We start from the raw sequence: 13,800 nt of genomic DNA, 5'->3' as shown, positions 1-13,800 counted from the left end.
TGCGCTTCTATTCGTCCAGCCCGCTGAACCCGCCACCGGCATAGTCGCTGAACTTGGTGATCTGCGGTTCGAACTTCAGCGTGACCTTGCCCGTCGCACCGTGACGCTGCTTGGCGATGATGAGTTCGGCGAGGCCGTAGACCCGCTCCATGTCCATCGCCCATTTCGCATGGTCCTCGAACACCTTGGCATCGTCGCCGTCGCGCGGACGCTTCGGCTCCTTTGCCGCGACGTAATAGTCCTCGCGGTAGACGAACCAGACCATGTCGGCGTCCTGCTCGATCGAGCCGGATTCGCGAAGATCGGACAGCTGCGGACGCTTGTCCTCGCGCTGCTCGACGGCACGCGACAGCTGCGACAGCGCCATCACCGGTACGCCGATATCCTTCGCCAGCGTCTTTAGCCCGCGCGAAATCTCCGAGATTTCCTGCACGCGGTTGTCGCTGCCCTTGCCCGATCCCTGGAGCAGCTGGAGATAGTCGACGACCACCAACCCCAATTCGCCGTCCAGCTTGCGCTGCAAGCGGCGGACCCGGGTATGCAGACCGGAGATGGAGAGGCCGGCGGTATCGTCGATATAGAGCGGCAACTGCTCCAGATCGGCGGCGGCGTTGGCGAGGCGGGTGAAATCCTCCTTGCGAATCTTGCCCATGCGCAATGCTTCGGAGCTGATCGCCGCCTGCTCCGCCATGATACGCGTGGCCAGCTGATCGGCGGACATTTCCAGCGAAAAGAACGCGACCTTCGCGCCGACCGACTTGCCCTTTTCCATGCCCGCGCGCTGGTCGTCCATGTAGCGCTGCGCCGCGTTGAATGCGATGTTGGTGGCGAGCGACGTCTTCCCCATGCCGGGACGGCCGGCAAGGATGATGAGATCGCTGTGGTGCATACCGCCGATCCGGCCGTTGACCGAATCGAGCCCGGTGGTGACGCCGGACAGGCCGCCACCCGAATTCATCGCGCGTTCGGCCATGCGCACCGCCATGGTCGTCGCCTGCGCGAACGACTTGACCGCATTGGCGGTGGTGCCCTCCGCCGCGACCTTGAACAGCGCTTCTTCCGCCGCCTCGATCTGCTTCTTCGGATCGACCTCGGTCGAGGTGTCGGTGGCGTTTTCGACCAGCGTACGCCCGACGGTAATCAATGCGCGCAGCTGCGCCAGATCGTAGATTTGCTGCGCGAACTGCCGAGCGCCGATGAGGCTCGCGTTGCTGCCGGTGATCTCGATCAGGTACTGCGTGCCGCCGCGCGCCGCGAGCAATTCGTCCCCGTCGAACATCGGTCGGAGCGTCACGGGGCTGGCGATCATGCCGGTGCGGCGCACGTCGCGGATGCGTTCGAAGATGCGCGCATGGGCGGGGTCGTAGAAATGTTCGAGATCCAGCCGCTCGACCATATCGTCGGCAAGACCATTGTCGATGAGCATCGCGCCGAGCAGCGCGGCCTCCGCGTCGACATTGTGGGGCACGCGCGGCGGTTGCGGGGGAGTACCCCCGCCGATGCTGTGAACAGTAGCCATGCCCCCCTCTCCCACTCCCGACGTTCGACGGCAAGCGAAAGGGGCTGGGGAAACGCCGGACAACTCGCTAAGTGCGGCGGATGGCCGACCCCCGGATCATCGATGTCACCCTGGACGAGCGCACGATCCTGTGGCGCAGCGCCGATATCGAGCAGGAACGCCGCATCGCCATCTTCGACCTGCTAGAGGCGAATCACTTCGCCCCGCAGCGCGCGACGCCGGACAATTATGCCGGACCGTATCGGATCGCGCTGTCGGTGCCCGAAGGACGACTGGCGATCGACATTGCGCGCGAGGACGGGACTCTGGTCGAAACGCTGGTGCTGGGCATGGCGCGGCTGCGTCGCCCGATCCGCGACTATTTCGCGATCTGCGACAGCTATTACAAAGCCATCCGCCAGGCGACCCCGCACGAGATCGAGACGATCGACATGGCCCGTCGCGGCATTCACAACGAGGCGGCGGAGGCGCTGCGCGAACGGCTGGACGGCAAGGTGGCGATTGATTTCGACACCGCGCGCCGCCTGTTCACCCTGATCTGCGTGCTGCATATCAAGGGATGATGCGTAATCGGCTAATTCTGGGCGCGCTGGCACTGCTGGCGATCGCGGCGCTGGTCGCGTGGCGCTGGTCCGCCGGCTGGCATCCCGACGAGAAGCGCTTTGCGGTGCAGGGCCTGACCGTCTCCGCAAGCAACGGCGCGGTCGATTGGGGCATGGTGCGGGCGCGGGGCGCGGACTTCGCCTTTATCACCGCATCGACCGGCACGACCCGCGATCCGGCGTTCGAGGCGAACTGGAACGGGGCGCACGCGGCCGGCCTGCGCCACGGCGCGCTCCATGTCTTGTCGCTGTGCGAGCCGACCGCCGATCAGGTCACCGCCTATCTGACCACCGTCCCGCGCGCCGCCGACGCGCTGCCCGCCGCCCTCGCGCTCGATTTCACCCCCGATTGCGATGCGCGGCCGACCCGGCCACAGGTGCTGACCGCCATTCGCGGGTTCCTTGGCCCCGCCGAATATCATGACGGGCGGCCGATGATGCTGCGTATCTCGCCAGCGTTCGAGGACGAATATCGGGTGAGCGAGGCGATCGTCCGCCCGCTCTGGGCGACGCGGCGCTTCTTCGAACCCGACTATCTGGCGCGGCCGTGGCGGATGTGGCAGGCGAACCCGGCGCGCACCATCGACGGCGTCGCCAACCCTGTCGCGTGGAGTGTAGCCGCCCAATGACCGAACCTGCCCAGTTGATCGAGGCGGCACGCGCCGCCGCCGCCCATGCGCACGCGCCCTATTCGCGCTTCGCCGTCGGGGCCGCGCTGTTGCTGGTCGACGGCTCGATCGTCACCGGCACGAACTTCGAGAATGCCAGCTACGGCCTGTCGCTCTGCGCCGAAACGGTCGCGACCGCAACGGCCAGCGGTGCCGGCAAGCTCGACCAGATCGTCGCGGTCGGCATCGTCGGCGGCCGGATGGGCGAAGGCGATACCGATCCGATCCGTCCCTGCGGCCGCTGCCGGCAGGTGCTGAACGAAGCGGCGCAGATGGGCGGGCGCGATCTGGCGGTTTACTGTTCCGGCCTTGGCGGCGGTGAGATCGAGACGCATCGTCTCTCCGATCTGTTGCCGCACGCCTTCGGGCCGGGCGATCTGGGCATTGGGGGAAAAGCATGAGCATCCTGTCGGACCATTGGATTCGCGAACAGGCGCTGGCGACGGGGATGATCGAACCATTCGTCGAATCGCAGCGGCGCGAAGGCTGCATCAGCTATGGCCTGTCGTCCTATGGCTATGACGCGCGGGTGTCGGACGAGTTCAAGATCTTCACCAACGTCGATTCGGCGGTGGTGGACCCCAAGGACTTTGCCCAGAACAGCTTTGTCGATCGCAAGACCGATGTGTGCATCATCCCGCCGAACAGCTTCGCACTGGCCCGTACGGTCGAATATTTCCGTGTGCCACGCGACGTGCTGGTCATCTGCCTCGGCAAGTCGACCTATGCCCGGTGCGGGATCATCGTGAACGTGACCCCGCTGGAGCCGGAATGGGAAGGTCACGTTACGCTGGAATTTTCGAACACCACGCCGCTGCCCGCCAAAATCTATGCGAACGAAGGCGCGTGCCAGTTCCTGTTCCTGAAGGGCGACCAGCCCTGCGGCACCAGCTATGCCGACCGTGCGGGCAAATATATGGGCCAGCGCGGCGTGACGCTGCCAAGGCTCTGACGATGATCGGGGCGAACTGGACCGGGCGCAGCGTCTTCGTGCGGTCGGCGGCGTTGCTGCCCATACGCGCGCTGTTCGCGCCGAAGCTGCCGCTACCCTGGGCATTCGTGATCGGGGGCCTGCTGATCGGTTGGTTCGCATTCGTCTGCGCCCGTATCGCGATCAACGATCACCGCAAGGCGTCGGAGGCCCCGCCGTTCCGCCCGTTCCGCCGATCACGATAGGGCGGACGCGGCGGCGCGATCGTCTGCGGAACCTCCCACGGATGCCGTCCCCCGCTCCGCACCATGGTTACCCGCCCGGTCGATAACGTCACGGCCACCCCGCCGGTGCGCGCCAACATCCTACGGTCGAGCTTCAGCCAGCGGGGAGCACATTTGTCGGGCAGCCGCCGTTCGCTGACCACGATGTCGGCACGCGCGCAGGCGGCGATGAGTTCCGCCCACGGCACCGCATAGCCGCTGCGGGTGGCGAGGATCGTCCATATGCGTCCCCCCGCCGATCGCCGGGCAATGCACAAGTCGGGGTTGCACCGCGCGCCCGGCTGTTCGGACAGCGGCGGCAGATCGCCGATCACCCCGCCCCCTTCGCCCAGTGTCGAGCGCACATAGTCCCCCGCCCGGTCGCGCAGGATCGCCATGCCGCCATTGTCGGTCGCCAGTGCCAGATGCCGCCCGTCGCCCGTCACCAGCAGGTCTGGCGCAGGGGTCGCCAGTGCCCAGATCGCACCGGCGAGCAGCGGCACCACGCCCCAGCGCCGCCACGCGGTCCGCCACAGTGCGATCCACAGGCCTCCCATCACCATCAGGGCGAAAGCGCCATCGGGCATTGCCGGCAAAGCCGCGACCGATCCCGGTGCGGATGCCACGCGGTGCGCGATCCACAGCAGCAAGGCCAGCGACCGCTCGACCGCCCACCATGCCGGCGCGCCCAGCCCGACCATGTCGAGCAGAAGCGCCACCGCCTCCAGCGGCATGGTCACGAAGGTCGTCAGCGGGATCGCGACGATATTCGCCAGCGCGCCGTACATCCCGGCGGTGTGGAAATGATACAGCCCGATCGGCATCAACGCCGCCTCGACCGCTACCCCGGTCAGCAGCAGCGAGCCGAGACTGCGCGCCAGCTTCCACCCGACCGCTTCGTCCCGCGCCAGAAACCAGCCTCGGATACGGGGATGCTCGTGCAGCGCGACGATGGCGGTGACGGCGGCAAAGCTCAGCTGAAAACTTGGCCCGGCAAGCGACTCCGGCAGAACCAGCAGCACCAGCAACGCGCCCGTCGCGATCATTCGTAGCGTAATCGCCTCGCGCCCCAGCGACAGTGCCGCCAGCACCAGCAGCGCCGCAATGCACGACCGCACCGTCGGCACGTCCGCGCCCGACAGCCAGGTATAGAACAGCGCGGCGCACGCCCCCGCCCCCGCCGCGACGACCGGCAGCCGCAGGCGCAGCGCCAAGGGCGGGAACAGGGCGAGCAGCTTCAGCACCAGCGTCATCGTCGCCACGACGACCGCCGTGACGTGCAGCCCGCTGATCGACAAAAGATGCGCAAGGCCTGACCGTCGCATCGCCTCGGCATCCGCCTCGACGATCGCGCCCCGGTCGCCGGTGACGAAGGCGGCGGCGATCCCGCCGGTACTGCCCTCCACCCGCGACAGGATATGGCTGGTCAGCCGGTCGCGTAGCGCCGCATTGCCCGGATCGCCCGCGGTTACGACCGTCACCGGCGCAAAGCCGCGCCCGGTCGCGCCCAGCCCCTGAAACCATGCCGCTCGCGCAAAGTCATAGGCTCCCGGCACTGCAGCGGTCGGTGGCGGCAGCAACCGCGCGCGCAACGCGATCCGTGCGCCGGACGCCAAGCCCGGCGGCACATCCTTTTCGGACAGGTTGACGCGGATACGCGGCGGCAGGTCGCTGGCCGCGTCGGGCCGCAGAGTCAGTCGAACCGCCTCCCGCGCGGGTAGCGGCTCGACCCGCTCGACCAACCCTTCGAACGCCACCACCACCGGCCGGGCAAGCACCGGCGCGGCCACCCGCTCGGCGCGCCACCACACCAGCGCACAACCCAGCATCGCCAGCATTCCGGCCCCCGTGATCGCCCGCGCGATGCGCGTGCCCCAGGGCAGCACCATCCCCGCCAGCGCGATCGACAGCGCCAGCAACAGGAACGCGACCCACGCCCCCCGCCCCGGCAACAGGAACCAGGCGGCGATTCCCGACCCCAATGCGACCGGCATCCATAGCGGCAATTGCCCCCGTTCCGCCTCAGCCAACGCCTCCATCGCCCCAAGGAACCGATGCGTCGGGCGCATGGTTTGAAGCGTGCCGGGCGTCATGCTAGGGGCGGTCGCGGCTGAATGGGCCATATGTTTCACCCGATGTCTGGGGGTATCCGCGCTTGGGCGCAACCAATTCCGCGACGCCTGTCGTCACCCGTTTCGCACCGTCCCCGACGGGCTTTCTGCATATCGGCGGCGCGCGCACCGCGCTGTTCAACTGGCTCTACGCCCGCCGCCACGGCGGCCGTTTCCTGCTGCGCATCGAGGATACCGATCGCGCGCGGTCGACCCAGCCGGCGATCGACGCCATTCTTGAGGGGATGCGCTGGCTCGGTCTCGACTGGGACGGCGACGCCGTGTTCCAGTTCGCCCGTGCCGACCGCCACGCCGCAGTCGCCCACCAGTTGCTGGAGGCCGGTCATGCCTATCGTTGCTATGCCACGCCCGAGGAACTGACCGCCCTGCGCGACGAACAGCGCGCTGCCGGCAAGCCGATCCGCTATGACGGCCGCTGGCGCGACCGTTCGCCCGAGGATGCGCCGGAAGGCGCACCCTTTGTCGTCCGGTTGAAGGCGCCGAAGGAAGGCGCCGTCACGATTTCGGATCAGGTGCAGGGCGACGTCACCGTCGCCAATGCCGAGCTGGACGATTTCGTGCTGCTGCGTTCGGACGGGACGCCGACCTATATGCTCGCGGTCGTCGTCGACGATCACGACATGGGCGTGACGCACGTCATTCGCGGCGACGATCACCTCAACAACGCCTTCCGCCAGCTCGCGCTGATCCGCGCGATGGATGCGGTCGAGGGCGGCTGGCCCGATCCGGTCTATGCCCATGTCCCGCTGATCCATGGTGCCGATGGCGCGAAGCTGTCGAAGCGGCACGGCGCGTTGGGCGTCGAGGCGTATCGCGACGAACTGGGCGTCCTGCCCGAAGCGCTGAACAACTATCTGCTGCGCCTCGGCTGGGGCCATGGCGATGAAGAGATCATCAGCCGTGAGCGCGCGACCGAGGTGTTCGACCTGTCGGGCGTCGGGCGTTCCCCGTCCCGTTTCGATACGAAGAAGCTGCTGAACCTCAACGGCCATTACATCCGCGAGGCCGACGATGCGCGCCTGACCGATCTGGTCGCCCAGCGTTTGCCGGAGGGTATCGACCGCGATCTGCTGCAACGCGCCATGCCGGTGCTGAAGGTCCGCGCCGCCGACATCAACGAACTGGCGGCCAATGCCGCCTTCTTCTTCCGCTCCCGCCCGCTCGCGATGGACGACGGCGCAACGGCGCTGCTGACGCCCGAAGCCCGCGCGATCCTCACGCAGCTGCACGCCAAGCTTGACGCACTCGCAGCATGGGATACGGAGACGATCGAAGCTGCGGTACGCGAAGTAGCGGAGGCGGCGGGGTTGAAGCTGGGGGCCGCCGCGCAACCGCTTCGCGCCGCGCTGACGGGTTCGCGCACCTCGCCCGGGATTTTTGACGTGCTGGCCCTGCTGGGCCGCGCCGAAAGCCTGGGTCGCATCGAAGACCAGATGGCCAAACCGGCCGCATAACGTAACAGGAGACGCCGAATGGCCGAAGACGCTAAGCTGCAAGTTGCGGGCAAGGACGTCCAATTTCCGGTACGGTCGGGCACCATCGGTCCCGACGTGATCGACATCCGCAAGCTGTACGCACAGACCGGCACCTTCACCTACGATCCGGGCTTCACCTCGACCGCCAGCTGCGATTCGGCGCTGACCTATATCGACGGTGACGAAGGCGTGCTGCTGCACCGCGGCTATCCGATCGGGCAGCTGGCCGAAGAGTCGAGCTTCATGGAGGTCGCCTATCTCCTGCTGAACGGCGAACTGCCCTCGGGCGAAGAGCTGAACGGCTTCACCAACACGATCAGCCGCCACACGATGCTGCACGAACAGCTCGCGACCTTCTATCGCGGCTTCCGTCGCGACGCGCACCCCATGGCGATCATGTGCGGCGTCGTCGGCGCGCTGTCGGCATTCTATCACGATTCGACCGACATCACCGATCCGACGCAGCGCACCATCGCGTCGCATCGCCTGATCGCCAAGATGCCGACGATCGCGGCGATGGCGTACAAGTACAGCGTCGGGCAGCCGTTCCAGTATCCCGACAACTCGCTCAGCTACACCGGCAACTTCCTGAAGATGACCTTCGGCGTGCCGGCCGAGAAGTATGAAGTGAACCCGGTCGTCGAAAAGGCGCTGGATCGCATCTTCATCCTCCACGCCGATCACGAACAGAATGCGTCGACCTCGACCGTCCGCCTTGCCGGTTCGTCGGGCGCCAATCCGTTTGCGTGCATGGCGGCGGGCATCGCATGCCTGTGGGGTCCAGCGCATGGCGGCGCGAACGAGGCCGCGCTCAACATGCTGCGCGAGATCGGCACGCCCGACCGCATCCCGGAATATATCGCCCGTGCCAAGAACAAGGACGATCCGTTCCGCCTGATGGGCTTCGGTCACCGCGTCTACAAGAACTACGATCCGCGCGCGACGGTGATGCAGAAGACCGTGCGGGAAGTGTTCGATTCGCTGGGCGTCAACGACCCCGTGTTCGAAACCGCGCTGCAGCTGGAGGAAATCGCGCTCAACGACGATTATTTCCGCGAAAAGAAGCTGTTCCCGAACGTCGATTTCTATTCGGGCGTCATCCTGTCGGCGATCGGTTTCCCGACGACGATGTTCACCGCGCTGTTCGCCCTGGCCCGCACCGTCGGCTGGGTCGCGCAGTGGAACGAGATGATTTCGGACCCCGAGCAGAAGATCGGCCGTCCGCGTCAGCTCTATACCGGTCCCGCACAGCGCGATTACGTGCCGGTGGGTCAGCGCTGAGATGCGTATCGTCCGACGCACGTTGATGATCGTAGGCGCGATCCTCGCATTCGTCGGGCTGTTCTGGCTGGGTCAGGGGATGGGTGTCATCCGCTGGCCCGCCAGTTCGTTCATGATCGACCAATATCTGTGGGTCGTCACCGGATCGGTGGTCGGCGCCCTCGGGCTGCTGCTGGTCCTCATCGCACGCCGCCTGCCGCGCCGCTGATGGACACGCCCGCGATAGCGCGCCGACTCGGCCATGCGCGCACGCGGCGACCTGCCCGGCACGCCCGCGAAATGCGCAATTTTCCACGATAAAAATTTGTGCAGTTCCAGGCGGAATTGCCTCTGCCGCGCCCCTTCCCCCGGTGAGGCGTCGCGCAACGCATGGTTAATGCTCGCTATTTTGCATAACCTGCGGACGCCCGCCGGGAACCCTTTGTTCACCTGCGAACAGTTCGCTTAAATCGATATTAAGCGAAGTCTGCGACGAAGGCCCAAGTTCCTTGGGGTTGAAATCGTATGACGTCTACCTTCTCCATTCCCGATACGCTGAGCATGACGACGGTTGCCGCCGCGGCAGACGACCTGCGTGCGCTGCCGCTCGACGGCGATTTCGTCCTCGACGCCACGGCCGTCGCCGCGCCCGATCTCAGCGTCGTGCAACTCATCCACAGCCTTCGTACCGAAGCCGCAATGCAGGGCGGCAATGTCCGCCTGTCCGCGCCGGCCGGCGAAGCGCTGACCGCCCTTCTTCACCGCGCCGGCTTTATCGACGCGATGACCCCCGAAGACAACGCCTTCTGGTTCCACGGAGTCCCGCTGCAATGACCGCTTCCATTCTCGCCGTTGATGATTCCGCCAGCCTGCGCATGGCGATCCGTATCGCGCTGACCGGTGCCGGCTATACCGTCACCGAGGCCGGCGACGGAGTCGAGGGCCTGTCCAAGGCCACGTCGACCAAGTTCGACATGATCGTCACCGACCTGAACATGCCGAATATGGACGGGCTGTCGATGATCCGCGAACTGCGCAAGCAGCCCGCACAGGCCGGTGTGCCGATCATCTTCCTGACGACCGAATCCGACCCGGAAATGAAGAACCAGGCCAAGGCCGCCGGTGCCACCGGCTGGCTGGTGAAGCCGTTCGTGCCGGATCAGCTGGTGAAGGTCGCGCGCAAGGTGCTGGGCCGGTGAGCGCCGACGATCCCATCGCCGCCTTCCGCGTGGAGGCGGGCGAGGTGCTCGACCAGGTCGAACAGGGCCTGCTCGACCTCGGCCACGACCTCGGCAATGCCGATCTGGTCAACGCGGTGTTTCGCGGCCTGCACACGCTGAAGGGGTCGGGCGCGATGTTCGGCTTCGATGCGCTCGCCGGCTTCACCCACCACTGCGAAACCGCGTTCGACCGGGTCCGCAAGGGTCAGGTTCCGGCCACCGCCGGGCTGGTTGCGGTCATCCTGTCGGCGCAGGACCATATGCGCGCGCTGGTCGACGGCGATGCGCCGAAGGCAGAAGGCGACGCGATCCTCACGCGCTTGCAGGCCGCGATCGACGAAGCGTCCGGCACCGCCCCGGCCACGCCCGCCGCCGCCGTTCGCAAGGGATGGCAGGTCGCGTTCAAGCTGCCGGTCGACGCCATGGCCAACGGCACCAACCCGCTGATGCTGCTCGACGAGCTGCGCGAGCTGGGTGACGCCACCGTCGTCGCGCGGACCGACGCCATCCCGCCACTGTCGCAGCTGGTACCGACCGAATGCCATGTCGGTTGGGACGTGACGCTGATCGGCGACATCAAGCGCGACGATATCGAGGACGTGTTCATCTTCGTGATGGACGACATGGAACTCGCCATCGAACCGCTGGAGGTCGAGGCCGACGCGGAAGCGGAAGCCACCGTCGAGGCGCCCGTCGTCATGGACGAGCCGGTCGTCGCAGCAACACCCGCTGCCGCCGCGGCTGCGGGTGACAATCCCGCCGCCCGCTCGACCGCCAAGACCGAGGAAAGCGTCCGCGTGCCCGCCGGCCGGCTGGACGCGCTGATGGACCGGGTCGGCGAACTGGTGATCGCGCAAAGCCGCCTGTCGCAGCTGGCCGATCGCGGTCAGGACCTGGTGCTGCGTTCGGTATCGGAAGAGATCGAACGGCTCGCCGGCGAACTGCGCGAAACCATGATGGTCTTGCGCATGGTCCCGGTCGGATCGCTGTTCTCGCGCTTCCGCCGCCTGATCCACGACCTGTCCCGCGACACCGGCAAGACGATCGAGTTCGAAACCGAAGGCGAGGCGACCGAGGTCGACAAGACCGTGATCGAGCGCCTGTTCGACCCGATGGTCCACCTGATCCGCAACAGCTGCGACCACGGCCTCGAAACGCCCGAGGACCGGGCTGCCGCCGGCAAGCCCGCCGCCGGCACCGTCCGTCTCGCCGCGCATCAGGCCGGGGGCGAGGTCGTCATCACGATCCGCGACGACGGCCGGGGCATCAACCGCGCCCGCGTCCGTGCCAAGGCGGAGGCGAACGGCCTGATCCAGCCGGACCAGCCGCTGAGCGACCACGAACTGCTGCAGATGATCTTCGCGCCCGGTTTCTCGACCGCCGCCGCCGTCACCAACCTGTCGGGCCGCGGCGTCGGCATGGACGTGGTGAAGCGGACGATCGAGGGCCTGCGCGGTTCGATCGACGTCCAGTCGACCGAAGGCGAAGGATCGCTGATCGCGCTGCGCATTCCGCTGACGCTGGCGATCATCGATGGTCTGCTCGTGCGGGTCGGCACCGGCCGCTATGTCATTCCGCTGACCGCGGTCGAGGAATGCATCGAGCTGTCGCTGGAAGAGGATTTGCGCCATCGCGGACGCAGCCTCATCACGCTGCGCGAAAAGCTGGTGCCGTTCCTGCGCCTGCGCGAACTGTTCGCGACCGACACCCGCCCCGATCCGTTCCAGAAGATCGTCGTCGTATCGACCCCGCAGGGGCGCGTCGGGCTGGTGGTCGATCAGATCATCGGCAACCACCAGACGGTCATCAAGCCGATGTCGGCGCTGCACCGCGACGCCGCCACCTTTGCCGGCGCAACGATCCTCGGCGATGGCGAGGTCGCGCTGATCCTCGACATCGCCCAGCTGATCGCGCTGGGCCAACCGCATGAGGAGACGCTGCGTGCAGCCGGATAACGTGCAATCGACCACCGTTCCGTGGAACCAGGACGACCAGCTCGAAGTGCTGGTGTTCGACCTCGGCGGGCAGAGCTTCGCGCTCGAAGCGGTGCTGGTCCGCGAAATCCTCGACATGATGGCCGAAACGCGGGTGCCCGGTGCGCCGCCGCTGGTCAGCCATGTCGTGAACTTCCGGGGGCGGATCATTCCGCTCGCCAACCTGCACCTCGCCTTCGGGATGCCGGTCGCGGAAACCACGCCCGACAGCCGCATCGTCGTGATCGAGATCGATCTGGACGGCGAGGCAATGATGATCGGCCTGCGCACCGACAAGGTGCATGAGGTCGCCACCCTGGACGCCGCAACCAGCGAGGGGGCGCCCGTCGTCGGGCTGCGCTGGCGGCGGGACTATGTCCGAACGCTCGTCCGGCACGAAGGCGACATCATCGTGCTGCCGGACCTCACCGCCATTTTCCAGGGCATCGCGCACCGCGACATCGCGGCGGCATCCATCAACTAATCACCCCAAGGGGGGGCATCGACCATGCGTGCAACGATCAAGGCCAAACTGGCCGCTACCTTTGCCGTGCTCGTCATCCTGCTGGCCGTCGTCATCGGCGTCGGCGTGACGAAGATGAGCACGCTCAACACCGCCATCACCGACCTCATCGACGGTCCGGCCCGCCGCCTGTCGATCGCGCAGGAAATCGATACGCGGCAGAGCCAGGCGCTGGCCGATCAGCAGTCGCTGATCCTCAACACCGATCCTGAAGCGATGCGCGGCTTCTACAAGAGCGTCGTCGATGGCGAGAACGAAATCGACAAGCTGGTCGCCGACGGAAAGAGCCGGGCATCGGAAAAGGGCAAGCCCTATTGGGAGGAAGTCGGCAAGAGCTGGACCGACCTGAAGCCGGTATTCGATCGCGTCCGTGACCTGGGCAACGCCAACCAGACCGATGCCGCGATCAAGATGTCGAACGAGGTGCAGGCACCGATGATGGAGCGCCTCACGACCAGCATCAAGAAGCTCGGCGACTTTCAGCGTCAGCGCATGACGGAAGCGAACGACGAAACCGACGCGCTCTATGCCACCAGCCGCACGACGATGATCGCTGCCGGTGTCATCGCCTTCGTCATAGCCGTGCTGGGGGCCATCTGGATCTCGATGACCGTATCGCGTGGCCTGAAGCGGGTCAGCGTCGCGCTGGACGCCGTGGCGATCGGCGACCTCGATCAGGAAGTCACCGTAACGACCAATGACGAGATCAAGGACCTGGTCGATACCGTCAACCGCATGACCGGCGCGCTGCGCAAGTCGGCGACGCTGGCGGACCAGATCGCGCAGGGCGACCTGACCGTTGACCACACCCCGCTGTCGGACAAGGACAAGCTGGGCCATGCGCTGGTGTCGATGGTCGAACGCCTCCGCAACGTTGTGGGCGATGCGTCGAGTGCCGCCGACAATGTCGCCGCCGGCAGCCAGCAGCTTTCCGCGTCGTCGGAACAGGTGAGCCAGGGTGCGACCGAACAGGCCGCCGCCGCCGAGGAAGCATCCGCTTCGATGGAGCAGATGGCCGCCAACATCAAACAAAATGCCGACAACGCCGCCCAGACCGAGAAGATCGCGCGCCAGTCGTCGAAGGATGCCGAAGCCAGCGGTGTCGCCGTCGACCGTGCAGTGGGCGCGATGCGCACCATCGCCGAGAAGATCGGCATCGTACAGGAAATCGCCCGGCAGACCGACCTGCTGGCGCTGAACGCAGCGGTCGAGGCGGCCCGTGCCGGCGAACATG

General features: G+C 66.6%; 15 protein-coding genes. 13 read left to right on the top strand and 2 right to left on the bottom strand.

Annotated features, from left to right (window positions below):
* Positions 1 to 7 precede the first annotated feature (7 nt).
* Positions 8 to 1,519, bottom strand: coding sequence for a replicative DNA helicase (locus MF609_RS17180; protein ID WP_242417372.1), 1,512 nt, complete (start codon positions 1,517 to 1,519; stop codon positions 8 to 10).
* Between the two features lie 80 nt (positions 1,520 to 1,599).
* Here MF609_RS17180 and MF609_RS17175 point away from each other — a divergent pair, with 80 nt between their 5' ends.
* Genes MF609_RS17175 through MF609_RS17155 form a run of 5 tightly spaced genes read left to right on the top strand, consistent with a single transcriptional unit; the run spans position 1,600 to position 3,965 of the window.
* Positions 1,600 to 2,082, top strand: coding sequence for a UPF0262 family protein (locus MF609_RS17175; RefSeq protein ID WP_242417371.1), 483 nt, complete (start codon positions 1,600 to 1,602; stop codon positions 2,080 to 2,082).
* The gene (locus MF609_RS17170; protein WP_242417370.1) at positions 2,082 to 2,750 is read left to right on the top strand and encodes a GH25 family lysozyme; all 669 of its coding nucleotides are present in this window, start codon (positions 2,082 to 2,084) and stop codon (positions 2,748 to 2,750) included. The genes MF609_RS17175 and MF609_RS17170 overlap by 1 nt, the downstream gene beginning before the upstream one ends.
* A complete protein-coding gene (locus tag MF609_RS17165; RefSeq protein ID WP_242417369.1) occupies positions 2,747 to 3,190 on the top strand; it encodes a cytidine deaminase in 444 nt (147 codons plus the stop codon). The genes MF609_RS17170 and MF609_RS17165 overlap by 4 nt, the downstream gene beginning before the upstream one ends.
* Complete coding sequence (dcd, locus tag MF609_RS17160; protein WP_110149249.1) at positions 3,187 to 3,741, top strand: dCTP deaminase; 555 nt, start codon at positions 3,187 to 3,189, stop codon at positions 3,739 to 3,741. Before MF609_RS17165 ends, dcd begins: the two co-directional genes overlap by 4 nt.
* Positions 3,742 to 3,743: 2 nt before the next feature.
* The gene (locus MF609_RS17155) at positions 3,744 to 3,965 is read left to right on the top strand and encodes a hypothetical protein (RefSeq protein ID WP_242417368.1); all 222 of its coding nucleotides are present in this window, start codon (positions 3,744 to 3,746) and stop codon (positions 3,963 to 3,965) included.
* Here MF609_RS17155 and MF609_RS17150 read toward each other — a convergent pair.
* Entirely contained in the window at positions 3,911 to 6,052 is a 2,142-nt protein-coding gene (locus MF609_RS17150) for a ComEC/Rec2 family competence protein (protein WP_242417367.1), read from the bottom strand. The genes MF609_RS17155 and MF609_RS17150 overlap by 55 nt on opposite strands.
* Positions 6,053 to 6,138: 86 nt before the next feature.
* Here MF609_RS17150 and gltX point away from each other — a divergent pair, with 86 nt between their 5' ends.
* From gltX to MF609_RS17110, 8 genes are all read left to right on the top strand, one after another.
* Complete coding sequence (gene gltX, locus MF609_RS17145) at positions 6,139 to 7,569, top strand: glutamate--tRNA ligase (RefSeq protein WP_242417366.1); 1,431 nt, start codon at positions 6,139 to 6,141, stop codon at positions 7,567 to 7,569.
* An 18-nt stretch (positions 7,570 to 7,587) separates the two neighbouring features.
* The gene (locus tag MF609_RS17140) at positions 7,588 to 8,871 is read left to right on the top strand and encodes a citrate synthase (RefSeq protein WP_242417365.1); all 1,284 of its coding nucleotides are present in this window, start codon (positions 7,588 to 7,590) and stop codon (positions 8,869 to 8,871) included.
* 1 nt (position 8,872) lies between these two features.
* On the top strand, positions 8,873 to 9,079 hold the full coding sequence (locus tag MF609_RS17135) for a hypothetical protein (RefSeq protein WP_055760532.1): 207 nt from the start codon (positions 8,873 to 8,875) through the stop codon (positions 9,077 to 9,079).
* A gap of 296 nt (positions 9,080 to 9,375) precedes the next feature.
* Positions 9,376 to 9,684: an STAS domain-containing protein gene (locus MF609_RS17130; RefSeq protein WP_277991322.1), complete on the top strand. Its 309-nt coding sequence runs from the start codon at positions 9,376 to 9,378 to the stop codon at positions 9,682 to 9,684.
* Complete coding sequence (locus MF609_RS17125) at positions 9,681 to 10,049, top strand: response regulator (RefSeq protein ID WP_242417363.1); 369 nt, start codon at positions 9,681 to 9,683, stop codon at positions 10,047 to 10,049. Before MF609_RS17130 ends, MF609_RS17125 begins: the two co-directional genes overlap by 4 nt.
* Entirely contained in the window at positions 10,046 to 12,025 is a 1,980-nt protein-coding gene (locus MF609_RS17120) for a chemotaxis protein CheA (RefSeq protein ID WP_242417362.1), read from the top strand. The genes MF609_RS17125 and MF609_RS17120 overlap by 4 nt, the downstream gene beginning before the upstream one ends.
* The gene (locus MF609_RS17115; RefSeq protein ID WP_242417361.1) at positions 12,012 to 12,527 is read left to right on the top strand and encodes a chemotaxis protein CheW; all 516 of its coding nucleotides are present in this window, start codon (positions 12,012 to 12,014) and stop codon (positions 12,525 to 12,527) included. The genes MF609_RS17120 and MF609_RS17115 overlap by 14 nt, the downstream gene beginning before the upstream one ends.
* A 24-nt stretch (positions 12,528 to 12,551) precedes the next feature.
* Positions 12,552 to 13,800, top strand: a 1,249-nt coding sequence (locus MF609_RS17110) for a methyl-accepting chemotaxis protein (RefSeq protein WP_242417360.1), incomplete at its 3' end; no start/stop codon positions are given.

It is taken from the genome of Sphingomonas panni, assembly GCF_022664435.1.
In the GTDB taxonomy this organism is placed as follows: Bacteria; Pseudomonadota; Alphaproteobacteria; order Sphingomonadales; family Sphingomonadaceae; genus Sphingomonas; species Sphingomonas panni.
Note: the sequence above shows the minus strand (reverse complement) of the source record. Positions and strands in the feature narration are given on the sequence as shown.

What these genes read in the sequence shown, in the direction of transcription:
- MF609_RS17180 (WP_242417372.1), bottom strand. Translation starts at nt 1,519, where the DNA reads ATGGCTACTGTTCACAGCATCGGCGGGGGTACTCCCCCGCAACCGCCG.
- MF609_RS17175 (WP_242417371.1), top strand. Translation starts at nt 1,600, where the DNA reads ATGGCCGACCCCCGGATCATCGATGTCACCCTGGACGAGCGCACGATC.
- MF609_RS17170 (WP_242417370.1), top strand. Translation starts at nt 2,082, where the DNA reads ATGCGTAATCGGCTAATTCTGGGCGCGCTGGCACTGCTGGCGATCGCG.
- MF609_RS17165 (WP_242417369.1), top strand. Translation starts at nt 2,747, where the DNA reads ATGACCGAACCTGCCCAGTTGATCGAGGCGGCACGCGCCGCCGCCGCC.
- dcd (WP_110149249.1), top strand. Translation starts at nt 3,187, where the DNA reads ATGAGCATCCTGTCGGACCATTGGATTCGCGAACAGGCGCTGGCGACG.
- MF609_RS17155 (WP_242417368.1), top strand. Translation starts at nt 3,744, where the DNA reads ATGATCGGGGCGAACTGGACCGGGCGCAGCGTCTTCGTGCGGTCGGCG.
- MF609_RS17150 (WP_242417367.1), bottom strand. Translation starts at nt 6,052, where the DNA reads ATGCGCCCGACGCATCGGTTCCTTGGGGCGATGGAGGCGTTGGCTGAG.
- MF609_RS17140 (WP_242417365.1), top strand. Translation starts at nt 7,588, where the DNA reads ATGGCCGAAGACGCTAAGCTGCAAGTTGCGGGCAAGGACGTCCAATTT.
- MF609_RS17135 (WP_055760532.1), top strand. Translation starts at nt 8,873, where the DNA reads ATGCGTATCGTCCGACGCACGTTGATGATCGTAGGCGCGATCCTCGCA.
- MF609_RS17130 (WP_277991322.1), top strand. Translation starts at nt 9,376, where the DNA reads ATGACGTCTACCTTCTCCATTCCCGATACGCTGAGCATGACGACGGTT.
- MF609_RS17125 (WP_242417363.1), top strand. Translation starts at nt 9,681, where the DNA reads ATGACCGCTTCCATTCTCGCCGTTGATGATTCCGCCAGCCTGCGCATG.